Source organism: Myxococcus sp. MH1 (genome assembly GCF_059738865.1).
Genome location: NZ_AP026947.1, coordinates 857,534 through 870,433 on the forward strand (window position 1 = coordinate 857,534; position 12,900 = coordinate 870,433).

Below are 12,900 nucleotides of genomic sequence, written 5' to 3' on the forward strand. Positions count from 1 at the left end.
CTTTCACTTGTCCAGGCTCGCCACGCCATCGAAGCCCGGCGGCGGCGACTCGGCATACTTCCGACAACGCTCCAGCAGCGCTTTCGTCGGCCCGTCGTCCACGTCCTCGGCCGCGAGCCGCTCCAGCGCCGACGCGGCCTCCTCGAAGCGCCCCTCCCGGTAGAGCGCCAGCGCCGCGTGGTAGCGCTCCACCGTCGCCCGCTTGCGCGCGCCCAGCCCACCCTTGAGCGCGAGCAGCTCGTACACCGTGACGGCCTCCGTCTTGCCCGCCACCCGCACCCGGTCCAGCTCGCGCACCTCGATGTGCTCGCGCGCCAGCTCGTACGTGCGCGGGCCAATCATGATGACCGAGCCGTACGCCTTGTTCGCGCCCTCCAGCCGCGCCGCCAGGTTCATCCCGTCGCCGATGGCCGTGTAGCTGAAGAGCTGCTCGCTGCCGAAGTTGCCCACGAAGTTCACCGCGGAGTTCACCCCGATGCGCGTGTAGACGTCCGGCAGCCCCTTGGCGCGGAACTCCTCGCGCATCGCGTCCACCTCCGCCTTGGCCGCAAGCGCCCCCCGGCACGCGCGCACCGCGTGGTCGTCCTGGCGCATGGGCGCGCCGAACAGGCACACCACCGCGTCACCGATGTACTTGTCCAGGCACGCGCCCTCCTTGAGCAGCACGCCGCTCACCCGCGTCAGGTACGTGTTGAGGATGCGCACCAGGCTGCGAGGGTCCTCCTTGAAGCGCTCGCTGAAGGTGGAGAAGCCGCGGATGTCGCTGAAGAACGCGCTGATTTCGACGTTCTCCCCGTCGAGCTTCGGCAGCTTGCGCTCGGCAATCATCTGCTCCACGAGCTTGGGCTCCATGAAGCGACTGAACGCCGCGCGCACGAACTCCGTCTCGCGGTTGGCCACCAGGTGGTTGAAGGCCACCGCCGCGACGCCCGCGAGCAGCCCCGCCATCGAGGGCAGCGCCGTCAAGAGATGCCAGCCCTTCGACAACACCAGCCCCGCGACCAGGTACATGCCCACCGGCAGCACCACCGGCCACGCAATCTCCAGCGGCGTCCAGCGCGTCGTCATCAGCAGCACCACCGACACCAGCGCCACCACCAGCGTGAGCCCCAGGTCCACCGCGAGCGGCGTGCGCGTGATGAAGCGGCCATCCCCCAGGAGCGTGTCCAGCACCGACGCCTGCTTCATCACGCCGGGCACCTCCGCGAGGAACGAGGTGGCCTTGATGTCGCCCAGCCCCAGCGCCGTGCCGCCGATGACCACCACCTTGCCGCGGAACACCTCCCGCGGCAGCCCCGAGGGCTGTCCGTTCTCCCGTCGCACCCAGCCGTCCAGCACGTCCAGCAGCGGCACCGTGCGGAAGCGCTCGTGCAGCGGGCCCCCGCCGTAATCCATCGCCGCGCCGCCATCCGCGTCCACGCGGTACTGGCGTCCCCCCACCCTCAGCAGCCCGTCGGAGAGCTCCACCTTCTCCGCGCTGAAGAGTCCCGCGGCCACGCGCACCGGCAGCGTCGGGTACGTGTTGACGCCGTCCGAGTACGCGAAGCGCGTGCGGCGCATGAACCCATCCGGGTCCGTCTCCGTGTCCACCAGTCCGAAGCCATCCACCGCGCCCACCAGCACCGGAATCGGCGGCACCGGATGGCGCACGGCGCGCGTCCCGTCCGTGTCTCCAGGGACGTGGTGCTCACCCGCCGCCTCGCGTCCCTCCAGCAGCGGCGGCGCGTGGCCCTGGACCTTCACGGGGAAGGCGAGCGCCCGTGCCATCTCCTCGGGCGTGACGGCGGGCAGCACGCTGTCATCCGGCGTGTCGGTGAAGGCCTCGCCGTCTTCCTCCGGGAAGGTCTCCTCGCCCACCGGGGGCGCGGCCTCCGGAGTCGCCACGGGGACGGGAGGCGGGGCGAGCGGGGACGGCGGCGCCGCGTCGAAGTCCGCGCGGGGCAAGGGCTGCGCGTTGACGTTGGTGGAGACGCCGAGGAAGAACGGGATGCGCGTGTCGCGCAGCACCTGGGCGAAGGCCAGGTCCGTGGACGCGTCCGAGGAGCGCTCGTCCATCACCGCGTCGAAGACGATGGCGCGCGCGCCCTCCGCCTCCAGCTGTTCCACCACGCGGGCCCAGAGGTTGCGGCTGTAGGGCCACGTGCCGAAGTTGAGCGTGTAGCGCTCGTTGGCGCGGATGCCGTCCAGCGTGCCCTGGTCGATGACCACCACCGACACGGTGGGTGACAGGCCTCGTCCATCCGTGAAGGCCGTCAGCGCCTGGTCGTACGCGCCGCGCTCCAGGTCGTCCAGCCAGCCGCCCCACCACGCCAGGGCGGACAGCACCGTGGACAGCGCCGCGATGCCCAGCATCAACCGCCAGTGGTCACGCCAACGCTGACGGATGATTCTCCCGGTCTCGCCTGCCACGGCCCCCTCTTGCCATGTGTGGGGTGTATCGCGCGTCACACTAGCCCAAGCCTTCGCGTCCTCACGGCAGACGAGCGTGAAAACAAAAAATCCCAGGTGAGCCTCGATACCCGGCTCGAGCGTGCTCCTCCGTCCGCCCTCCAGACGGAGGACATCCCGTCCTATTCTCGGGCGTCTCACGGGCCCGCCCACGCAGGGGCCGCGAATCGCACACCCGGCGTGTCCCGCTCCCCGCGGGCGGCGGTGTGGGCAGCGACAGGGCTGCCGAGCCTCCGTCAGTCCCATGCGGTGGCGGGGTGACTTGCTGGCGGGGTTTGCCGGAGTCCCGGTGCGACCGGACCTTACCTCCCAACACGGCGGGCGCGACGCCTTCCGTCCTCCTCTTCTCCGCACGCGCAAAAGGAGTCCGACGTGGCCCTGGACATCTTCCAACAGAAGGGCGTCCCCCTCGACAAGCAGGTCTTCACCTGGAAGGACCTGGTGCGCAGGCCCTACAGCAAGCTGGACGACGACGCCTTCACCCGGGTGCGCGTCATCTACATGAACGGCATCATGGCGGATGCCCTGCGCACCAAGCACATGATGGCGCGCATCAACGCGTCCTTGCGCGAGCCGCTCGCCCGCATCCGCCGCGTGGAGCACTTCGAGCAGACGCTCATCAACTGGCTCAACCCCGCGGACCAGAACCCGCTGGAGACGACGCTCGGCTTCGAGCAGGTGGCCATCGAGGTGACCGCCAGCGTGGCCCTGCGCGAGCCCGACCCCTACCTGGCGCAGACCTACCGCTTCGGGCTCCTGGAGGACTTCGACCACCTGTACCGCTACTCGGCGCTCTACGACCGGCTCGAGGGCAAGGACCCCAACAACATCACCCAGTCCTATACGGACATCATCCCCGGCCGCCCCACCGTGGTGGAGCACCGCCACCCCGTGGATGACCTGCGCCGCCCGTACGACAAGACGCGCGCGCACCCGCTGACGAAGATTCACGCCATCAGCATCACCGCGGCGGAGAACCAGACGCACGACTACTACATGACGGTGGGCCCGTTCTTCGCGGACCCGGTCGCGCGTCAGCTCTACGCCGAAATCGCCGCCATCGAGGAGCAGCACGTCACCCAGTACGAGTCCCTGCTCGACCCGGGCGAGACGCTGCTGGAGAAGTGGCTGATGCACGAGGCCGCGGAGGTCTACAACTTCTACTCCTGCCTCGAGTACGAGACGAACCCGCGCGTGAAGGAGGTGTGGCAGCGCTTCCTGGACTACGAGCTGGGGCAGCTGCACTTCGTCAAGGACCTGTTCGAGAACGTCGAGCGCCGGGACGCGGCCGAGGTGCTACCGAAGACCTTGCCCGAGCCCATCGAGTACAAGCAGCACCGCGAGTTCGTCCGCAAGACGCTCAGCCAGGAAGAGGACCTGGCCACCAACGGACCGGACTACGTGCGCATGGCGGAGCTGCCGGCGGACCACCGCTCGCGCGTGTACCGCGACCAGCTCAACTCGGAAGGCTCGCCGTCGGAGATCGCCGCGGCCGGCTACCAATGGACTCCTGGCACGGAGCTCGCCGCGCGGGCACAGCGCATGGGCTCGGTGGTCGAGGGAAGGAAGGTTCACTGACATGAAGAAGACGACCAGTGACATGGGACTCAACCGCACGGGCATCGCCACGTCGCCCATCGACAGCGCGGACATCTTCCAGCAGGCGCAGGAGCGGCTGCCCAGCTCCGCGGGGGATGGCTCGCTCATCCTGGAGGTCCGCCAGCAGTACGCGCGCGAATCCGATGGCCTGGGCAGCGTGCCGCCGCCGGCCAACCTCAAGGGCGTGGCCAAGACGGCGGTGGAGCTGCTCAAGGGCGCCAGGCCCACCGTGTTCCTCGACAAGCTGGGGGAGCGGCTCGCCTTCGAGCGCTCGGGCTCGCGGCTCTACGAGGGCGCGCTCGCCAAGCTCGACGTGTACGGCACGTGGGAGGGCGGCCCCACCCGCGAGGGCCTGGAGCGCATCCTCGACGACGAGCTGGCCCACTTCGGCCTCGTCTCCGAGACGCTGACGAAGCTGGGCGCGGACCCCACCGCGATGACGCCGTGCGCGGACCTGGTGGCCGTCACGTCCATGGGGCTTCCCGCGGTGCTGTCCGACCCGCGCACCAACCTGCGCCAGTCCCTGGAGGCGCTGCTGGTGGCGGAGCTGACGGACAACGCGAGCTGGGAGCTGCTCATCGAGCTGGCGCGCGGCCTGGGCCATGACACGCTGGCGGACCGCTTCCAGCTCGCGCTGGACGCGGAGGCCGAGCACCTGACGCTGGTGCGCGGCTGGCTCGCCTCGGGCATCACCCTGGAGGCCCGCGCCTCGCAAGCCGAGCCGGCCGGCGCTCCGGCCTGACGTCGACTCAGAAGGACGAGCCCGGCTCCTGGAGGAAGCGCGCTTCCTCGGGAGTCGAGGCCCGTCCCAGCGCGTCGTTGCGGTGCGGGAAGCGCCCGAAGCGCTCGATGACGTCCCGGTGCCGGCGCGCGTAGTCGAGCGTCTCCAGGCTGCCGGAGTGGTGCATCGTCAAGAGCTCGAAGAGGTCCACCGACAGCCGCTGGTCGTACAGCTCCTCGCTGTGCTCGAACGGCAGGTACATGAACCAGCGCCACACCGAGGGCAGCGTCACGTCCAGGCCCCGGGCCAGCGCGTGGCGGGCCACCGAGCGGGCCTTCGCGTCCGTGGCGAACGCGCGCGGCGTGCCCCGGAAGAGGTTGCGGGGCACCTGGTCGAGCAGCAGGAGCAGCGCCAGGCACGTGCGGGCTTCGTTGCGCCAGGAGTCCAGCTCGCCCGCGGCCGCGCGCTCGTGGGCTCCCTGGAAGCGCTCCCTGCACTCCGCGTCGAAGGCCGCGTCGCGCTGGAACCAGACGGCCCGAGGTCGGATGCACGCTGGATTGCGAACCGGGTCCGCCGGCTGACCGAACCAGAAGTCGAGGACTTCCTCCGCACTCACCATGTCGTTCCTCCCCAAAGGCTCGATAGAGCGCCCACCCGTCAACAGTCAACGGGGGTGGACCCGGGGGCAGGTCGTTACCACCTTGCAGCGAACACTGCGCCCGCACACCGCGCGCAAGGAGACAGACCATGCACACCTCGTGGGAGACCTCGACGCGCACCGTGCCGGGGCCGGTCAAGCGCACCGCCCTCAACCCCACGCTGCGCACCGAGTCCATCATCGCGCTGGGCGCGTTCGGCGCGCTCACGCTGGGCGCCGCCGCGCTGGGGGCCCGCCACAGCACCGCCGACACGCGCTGGTACCGCCACCTGCGCAAGCCGCCCTTCCAGCCGCCGCCCGCCGCCTTCGGGCCGGTGTGGACCGCGCTCTATGCGCTCATCGCCGTCTCCGGGTGGCGCGTGTGGACGGCGCCGGCGGGGCCCTCTCGCTCCCGGGCGCTCGGCTGGTGGGGCGTGCAGCTGGGCCTCAACGCCGCCTGGTCCTGGCTCTTCTTCGGCAGGCACCAGCCCAGGAAGGCCCTGGCCGACAACCTGGCGCTCCTGGGCAGCATCGGGGCCTACATCGCCGCGACGCGCGAGGTGGACCGGCCCGCCGCGTGGCTGGTCGCGCCCTACCTGGCCTGGGTGGGCTTCGCCAACGTCCTCAATGGCGAAATCGTCCGGCGCAATCCCTCTTCCGGACACTGAGCCCCGGCGGCGATGGCCCCGGCGGAAAATTCGCCGGGAAATCCGGCCGGGAAGATGGCGGCGGGGCGTCGTTGAGAGGGGCGACCCGCCATGGATGCTTTCGCCCTGCAACCACCTGCCGCACGCGCCCGTCGCCCCCGGTCCCGGGGCTTGACGGCCCATGACGCGCCGGTCCAGCCTGCACCCCGCGTGGATAGCGGGCCTCCCTCAACGCCGACCCTGGACAATCGCTGGTTCTCCGCCTTCGTCCGGACGCACGAGGCGGCGTTGCGCGCCACGGCGCTCCGGCTGTGCGGAAACGCGGCGGAGGCCAACGACCTCCTGCAGGACACCTACGAGCGCGGGTTTCGCAACCTGTCCCGCTACCGCCCCGGCACCGACGGACGCGCGTGGCTGCTCACCATCCTCCACCACATCTTCATCGACAAGTGCCGCTCGAAGACGCGCGAGCGTCGCTCGGACGTGTCGGCGGAGGAGCTGGAGGAGCGCATCGCCGCGCCGGAGCCGGAGGCCGCCCCCGCGTGGGCTTCCATCAGCACGGAGCAGCTGCGCGAGGCCCTGACGCGGATTCCCGAGGAGTTCGCGACGGTGTACCGGCTCCACGCCCTGGAGGGGATGCCCTATCAGGACATCGCCGAGCGTCTGGGGATTCCCAAGGCGACGGTGGGCACGCGCCTCATCCGCGCGCGCCGCAAGCTGAAGGAGCTGTTGATGCCCGGCGCCACCGGCAAGGCGGAGGCGTCATGAGCGCCCCGGAGCCCATGGACCCGCACGACCTGGTGCACGCCTTCGCGGATGGCGAGCTGTCCCAGGAGGAGGCGGAGCAGTTCCGCGAGCACCTGGCCACGTGCGAGGCGTGCCAGGAGGAGCTCGACGACATCCTCCAGCTCCAGGCGCTGGGCACCCGGCTGGGGGCCGAGGAGGCTCGCGAGGCCCCGCGCGACGTCACCGCACCCGTGCCGCAGCAGCCCGTGGCGTCCGCGCCCCCGCGCGCGTTTCGTCCCGCGTGGAGCCGCCGCAAGTGGGTGGCCGCCGCCGCGCTGTCCGGCTCGCTGGCCGCCCTCCTGGTGCTGGTGGCGGTGCGCTCGGGGCCGTCGAGCGTGCGTGACGATTCGCAGCTCTTGGCCCTGGCGCCCACGCGCTCCATGGAGGCGCGGCTGAGCTGGTCCGGCGCCAGCGCGCACCGTCCCTACGGCGTGCTGCGCTCCGGCGACGAGCGCCCGCGCGAGCTGGTGCCGCTGCAGGCGCTGGCGAAGCTGGAGGAGCAGGGAGATTTGCAGGGCCTCGCGGTGGGGCACCTCTTGCGCGGTGAGCGCGAGCAGGCGGCCGACTACCTCCAGCGCGCGCCCGCGTCGCCGGACGTGGACAGCGACAAGGCGGTGGTGGCGCTGACGAAGGGCGAGCTCGAGTCCGCGCTCGTCCTGCTGGACGGTGTGCTGGAGAAGCACCCGCGTCACCCGCAGGCCCTGTGGAACCGCGCGCTCGTGCTGCGCGAGCTGGGCCTGGACGCGCTCGCGGCCGAGGCGTTCGACACCGTCGCCTCGCTGGGCGAGCCCGGCTGGGCCGAGGAGGCGCGGGAGCGCGCCGCGGTGATGCGCCGTCAGCTGGAGGGACGTCGTGGGGCGTGGGACTCCGCGCAGCAGGCCGGCCGTGCGCTCGCGCTGCAGGGCACCGCGTTCCCGGAGGACGTGGCGCGGGCGGTGCCGGGCACGGCGCGCAACTGGCTCAACATCGCGCTGTGGACCGCGCCCTCCGCCGAGCGGGTGCGCGAGCTCCTGCCGCTGGCGCGGGTGCTGGACGCGCGCTACGGCGGCGACACGGTGGTGGCCTCCGTGGAGCGCGTGGCGGGGCTGGACTTCGCGCGCCGCGCGCCGTTCGCGGCCCGCTTCCGCCAGGTGCTGGAGGGCACCTTCGATGCCGCCTCGCTCGAGCCGCTGGTGAAGGAGCTGTCCGGCTCGCGGCACCAGGACATCCTGCTGGGTGTGCTGCCGCTGGCGGGCGGGCTGCCGGCGCACATCGACGTGTACGAGAAGGTGGCGCGCGCGCTCGGTGACTCGTGGCTGACGCTCAACGCGGAGCGCGAGCGCGCGCTGGCCGAGTACGGCAAGGGAGACCTGGCCGGCGCGGAGGCGCGGCTGTTGCGCGCGGTGGCGGCGTGCGAGGTCGCGAAGGCGGACTACCGCTGCGGCCAACTGGAGCACCTGCTGGCGCACATCTACAAGGACGAGCACCGGCTGGTGGAGGCGCGCGAGCACGCGCTGGCGGGCCTGGGCTGGGCGCGGCAGACGCAGGAGTGGACGCTGCAGGCGGACCTGCTGCTGGTGCTGGGCGACATGGCGCGCTTCCGCAACGCCTTCGCCCTGACGCGCGCGTACCTGGGTGAGCAGGCCCTGCGAGACCGGGGCTGCGCGGCCGACCGGCACGTGCACGAGAGCCTGGCGTCGCTGCACGTCTTCGCGCTGCGCCCGCAGGCCGCGCGCGAGGAGCTGGAGAAGGCCCCGGTGTGCGACGTGCCCTTCTTCCTCAACGGCGCGTTCGTGCTGGCGGACCTGGCGCGGCTGGACCCGAAGCCGGGCGACGTGGAGAAGGTGCGCGAGGGCCTGGCGAAGCTGGACGCCGCGGGCTGGCTGCGCCCCGGTGAGAAGGTCATGGCCACGCACATCCAGGGCCGCGCCGTCATCGGCTCGGACCGCGCGGAGGGCCAGCGACTGCTGGGGCAGGCCATCGTCGCCGGTGAGCTGCTGGGCGCGGCGGACCCCGTCGCCGCCAAGGCGCGCGCGTACAGCTACTCGTCGCTCATCCTGGACGCGGGCTCCACCGGGGACTGGGCGCGGGCGCTGTCCCTCTTCGCGCAGGAGGCCCGCGTGCCGGCCCCCGAGCGCTGCGCCCTGGGCGTGGAGGTGCACGACGAGCGCACGCTGACGGCCGCGCGCGGACCCACGGGTGAGCTGCTGGGCCACCAGGACGCGAGCCGCCGCTCGCCCGACTTCGACGTGGCCTCGCTGGTGCCCGCCTCCGTCATCGCCGCGCTCAAGCCCTGCGAGCACGTGAGCGTGTTCGCGCGCTACCCCGTGCACGGACAGGCGGGCCTGCTGCCGCCGGACATCGCGTGGAGCTACCACACGGGCACGAAGGCCCAGGCGCCGAAGGTCTCCGCGCCGCGCCCGCTGGTGGTCTACGACGTGGACGCGCCCGCGTCGCTGAACCTGCCCCGGCTGCGCAGCTGGGAGCTGTCCGGCGGGCCGTCTCCGCGCCGCGTGGAGCTGACGGGCGCGGCCGCCACGCCGTCGCGCCTGCTGGCGGAGCTGGCGCAGGCCACCGAGGTGGAGATCCACGCGCACGGCCTGGTGAACCTGGGCGTGTCGGACGCGTCGCTGCTGGTGATGGCGCCGGAGGCGGGCGGCCGCTACGCGCTCACCGCGGGCCAGGTGCGACAGCAGAAGCTGCAGGGCGCGCCGGTGGTGCTGCTCGGCGCGTGTCAGGCGGCCCGGACTGCGCCCTACCTCCACGCGCCGTGGAGCCTCCCCGTGGCCTTCGCCGAGGCGGGCGCGCGCGCCGTCATCGCCTCACCCATCGACATCCCGGACGCCGAGGCCGGGCCCTTCTTCGCGCGGGTCATGGAGCGCATCCGCGCCGGTTCCTCCGCCAGCCTCGCGCTCCGAGACGAAAGGCTGCGCGTGTTGTCCACGCAGCCCGACAGCTGGGTGAAGACGGTCGTCGTCTTCGAGTAGCCCCGTCACCGCCGTCAGTCCCTCACCTCGGCTCGCACGAGCCGAGCACGCTCCACGTGTCTCTTCACACCAAGGAAACCCCGCCCATGAAGACGCTTCGCTCCGCGCTGCTGTGCCTCGTCACGCTGTCCACCTTCGCCGCGTGCGGCGTCGACTCCATCGACCAGGCCTCGCCCGAGACGCTGGAGTCGCTGGGCTCCGTGTCGCAGCAGGCCGTGCTGCCGCCTCCGCCGATTCCCAACTACTGCCCGGGCACCACCATCCCCGGCACGCCGTGGGTCATCCCCACCGCGCCCACGGCGCTGTCCAGCATCCCCAACGGCACGCCGATGTATCCCAACAGCGCCTCGCTGCTCAGCGCGTACACCGTCATCGTCACGGACCCGAACGACGCCAACGCCTTCTACGCCTTCGGCTTCGACGTGCGCGCCCAGCGGCTCATCTTCTGGGTGTCCGGCGCGAAGACGGAGCTGCGCCGCCTCAACAGCCAGCTCGCCACCGACATCACCGTGCTGGAGACGTCCAGCGGCATCGACCTGGGCTTCTCCTGGGGCACCAGCGGCCAGGTCGGCGGTCCGCTCATCCCTCGGCCGGGTGTGGCCGAGGGCGCGTGGAAGGTCGCGTTCAACAACTGGGCGCAGCTCGACAACTATCTCATCAGCCCGCCCGCGCCCGGCACCGCCCCCGTTCAGTGACGCAGCTTCGAGGGGGGAGGCGGATTGAGGGCCAGCACACCCGCCATGTAGCGCGCCTGGCCTTCCGTGGTGCAGCGGACCTCCTGGATGCGCCCCGCCACCTTCACCCGAACCAGCCAACCGTCATTGTCGCGAGTCCAAGCCGGAGTTTCCGTCGTCATGTCCCTGCTCCTCTCGGGTTCGACTTCTCTGACGGGATGAAAAGCAGCCCTCGTGCCAGCGTCTGAAACACCTGAATCCAGGTGCTGGCGCGCAGCGGATGCACGGTGGTGGACACGGGGGGCTGTAGTTCTTTCGGGAGCGGGGGTGGCGAAAGCTTCAGTGGACGTGGCGCTCCGGCTGGGAAGCGGGCGGGTGAGAGGGGGCTCCCGTCAGCAGGGGCAGGGCGACATGGAAGGTGGAGCCTTCTCCCACCCGGCTCTCCACCCAGATGCGGCCGCCGTGGCGCTCGACGATGTCGCGGCTGATGTACAGGCCCAGGCCCAGTCCGCCGTACGAGCGCGTGGACACGTTGCGCGCGCGGAAGTAGCGCTCGAAGAGCAGCTTCTGCTGGTCCTCGGGGATGCCGATGCCCGGGTCCTTCACCGACAAGAGCGCCAGCTCTCCGCGCGTCTCCAGCTTGACGTGGATGACGCCGCCATCGGGGCTGTACTTGAGGGCGTTCTCCACCAGGTTGGTGACCACCTGCTCCAGCCGGTATGGGTCCGCGAACACCTGCACGTCGTGCTCGGGCCGCTCGTAGCGCAGCTCGTGTCCGCCGCGCTGTGCCTCCATCGCCTGCAGCACGTGCTCCACCAGGCTGTCCAGGCGCGTGGCCTGCGGATGCAGCGCCAGCCGGCCCGCCTCGATGCGGGACGCGTCCAGCAGGTCGTTGATGAGCCCGGTCATGCGCAAGATGTGCTGGCGCGCGTGGCGCAGGGTGGTGGGGTCCACGCTCTCGCCGCGCTCGAGCCTGCGCTCCAGCGTGGCCAGCCGGAGGCTCAGCGGCGTCAGCGGCGTCTTCAGCTCGTGCGAGGCGATGGACAGGAAGTCGTCGCGCACGCGGATGGCCTCACGCGCCTCGCGGTAGAGCCGCTCGCGCTCCTCCTCGGCGAGCCTGCGCTGGGTGATGTCCTCCACCAGCACGCCCACGCCCAACAGGTGTCCGTCCGGCGCGCGCACCGGGTAGCAGCTCCCCGTGAGCAGCCGCCGGGGGCCGGGATGGCCCACGGCCTGGGTGTCCACCTCCTGGCCCACCACGGGCTCGCCGGTGTCCAATACCTGTTGCAGCATGGCCGCCGCGGCGCTGCCGCCCTCACCCAGCACCTCGTAGGGCGTGCGCCCCAGGTGGGCCTCGGGGGGCAGGCCGTTGATGCGCGCCAGCCGCCCGTTGACGCGCACGTAGCGCAGGTTCGTGTCGAGGAAGCCCAGCGCCACGGGCGCGGTCTCGAACAGGGTGATGAGCAGGGCCAGGTTCTCGTCGCGCTGGCGCTCTGCGCGGCGGCGCTCGGAGACGTCCTCGACCAGGCCCACGCCGCCCTCCACCTGTCCCGCGTCGTTGTAGCAGGGCGCGAAGCGGATATGGACGGGCGTCACCTTGTGGCTGGTCACCGCGGCATAGTCCCCCACGTAGTCCGCGCTGTGGCCGGAGAGCGTCTCGCGCACGCACGCCATGAGCTGCTCGTCGCGCAGCGACATGAGGTTGAGCCCCACCACCACGCGCTTGGGGGTACCGACGATGGTGGCCAGCCGCTCGTTGCAGGCGGTGATGATGGGCGTGGTGTCGTAGTGGAAGATGCCCAGGGGGACGTTCTCCACGACGAGGCGGTAGAGGTCGTCGCCGCTGGTCCGCCTGGCCTCACCACCATCGCGAGGCGGCTCCATGGGCTCGCGGATGGTGTCGATGACCTCGTGCAGGCGCCGGAGGCTGAGGACGATGCGCTCGTCCTCTCCCTCGCCGGAGGTGCCCACCGTGAGCTCCACGAGCACCTCCACGCCGTCCTGGCGTCGCGCGAGCACCCTCGTGGGCCGCCCTCCCAGCGCCTGCCTGCGCGAGAGCAGGTATCGCACCAGGCTCTGGTCGCCGTGGTTGAGCCGCTGGGGGAAGAGCTCGGCCACCGGGTGTCCCTGGAGCTCCTCGCGCGTCCAGCCGAGCAGGCGCTCCGCGGCGCGATTGATGAGGTACACGTGCTCATGGGAATCGCAGGCGATCCACGGGTCGACCGCGGCGTCCAGCCAGGCACTGAGCTCCTCGTTGGCTGCGGCCATGTCGTCCCCTGCGCCCGTCGTCGGACGGAAAGACGCGAGCCGCCCACGCGCGCCATGGGCGTGGCCCCTCGAAGGGGCTCATCCCGTGGTGCCTTACAGGTAGCCACGACGGACCTGGGACGCGCCGGTGCGCGGGCCCGGCGCGCCTGGACGC

The 12,900-nt window shown here is 71.6% G+C and carries 10 protein-coding genes; 6 read left to right on the forward strand and 4 right to left on the reverse strand.

Annotated elements, in window-relative coordinates; translation table 11 throughout:
• Window positions 1–3: 3 nt before the first annotated feature.
• Window positions 4–2,409 carry a CHASE2 domain-containing protein gene (locus AC6JA9_RS03595; RefSeq protein ID WP_223782363.1) on the reverse strand — a complete coding sequence of 802 codons (2,406 nt, stop codon included), beginning with the start codon at window positions 2,407–2,409 and terminating at the stop codon, window positions 4–6.
• A gap of 411 nt (window positions 2,410–2,820) precedes the next feature.
• Here AC6JA9_RS03595 and AC6JA9_RS03600 point away from each other — a divergent pair, with 411 nt between their 5' ends.
• On the forward strand, window positions 2,821–4,026 hold the full coding sequence (locus AC6JA9_RS03600; protein ID WP_223749189.1) for a hypothetical protein: 1,206 nt from the start codon (window positions 2,821–2,823) through the stop codon (window positions 4,024–4,026).
• 1 nt (window position 4,027) lies between these two features.
• Entirely contained in the window at window positions 4,028–4,789 is a 762-nt protein-coding gene (locus AC6JA9_RS03605; protein ID WP_223749190.1) for a ferritin-like domain-containing protein, read from the forward strand.
• 7 nt (window positions 4,790–4,796) lie between these two features.
• Here the strand turns inward: AC6JA9_RS03605 and AC6JA9_RS03610 are convergent, their stop codons facing one another.
• Entirely contained in the window at window positions 4,797–5,387 is a 591-nt protein-coding gene (locus AC6JA9_RS03610) for a DUF924 family protein (RefSeq protein WP_223749191.1), read from the reverse strand.
• A 128-nt stretch (window positions 5,388–5,515) separates the two neighbouring features.
• Here AC6JA9_RS03610 and AC6JA9_RS03615 point away from each other — a divergent pair, with 128 nt between their 5' ends.
• From AC6JA9_RS03615 to AC6JA9_RS03630, 4 genes are all read left to right on the forward strand, one after another.
• On the forward strand, window positions 5,516–6,073 hold the full coding sequence (locus AC6JA9_RS03615) for a TspO/MBR family protein (protein ID WP_223782364.1): 558 nt from the start codon (window positions 5,516–5,518) through the stop codon (window positions 6,071–6,073).
• A gap of 189 nt (window positions 6,074–6,262) precedes the next feature.
• The gene (locus AC6JA9_RS03620; RefSeq protein ID WP_223749193.1) at window positions 6,263–6,820 is read left to right on the forward strand and encodes an RNA polymerase sigma factor; all 558 of its coding nucleotides are present in this window, start codon (window positions 6,263–6,265) and stop codon (window positions 6,818–6,820) included.
• Entirely contained in the window at window positions 6,817–9,804 is a 2,988-nt protein-coding gene (locus AC6JA9_RS03625; protein WP_497959082.1) for a CHAT domain-containing protein, read from the forward strand. The genes AC6JA9_RS03620 and AC6JA9_RS03625 overlap by 4 nt, the downstream gene beginning before the upstream one ends.
• Before the next feature lie 86 nt (window positions 9,805–9,890).
• A complete protein-coding gene (locus tag AC6JA9_RS03630; RefSeq protein WP_223749195.1) occupies window positions 9,891–10,499 on the forward strand; it encodes a hypothetical protein in 609 nt (202 codons plus the stop codon).
• Here AC6JA9_RS03630 and AC6JA9_RS03635 read toward each other — a convergent pair.
• Both AC6JA9_RS03635 and AC6JA9_RS03640 read right to left on the reverse strand, forming a co-directional pair.
• Complete coding sequence (locus AC6JA9_RS03635; RefSeq protein WP_170300435.1) at window positions 10,493–10,660, reverse strand: hypothetical protein; 168 nt, start codon at window positions 10,658–10,660, stop codon at window positions 10,493–10,495. The two genes, AC6JA9_RS03630 and AC6JA9_RS03635, sit on opposite strands and share 7 nt — an antisense overlap.
• 157 nt (window positions 10,661–10,817) lie before the next feature.
• Window positions 10,818–12,746, reverse strand: a complete 1,929-nt coding sequence (locus AC6JA9_RS03640) for a PAS domain-containing sensor histidine kinase (RefSeq protein WP_497959083.1) — start codon at window positions 12,744–12,746, stop codon at window positions 10,818–10,820.
• Window positions 12,747–12,900: the final 154 nt, after the last annotated feature.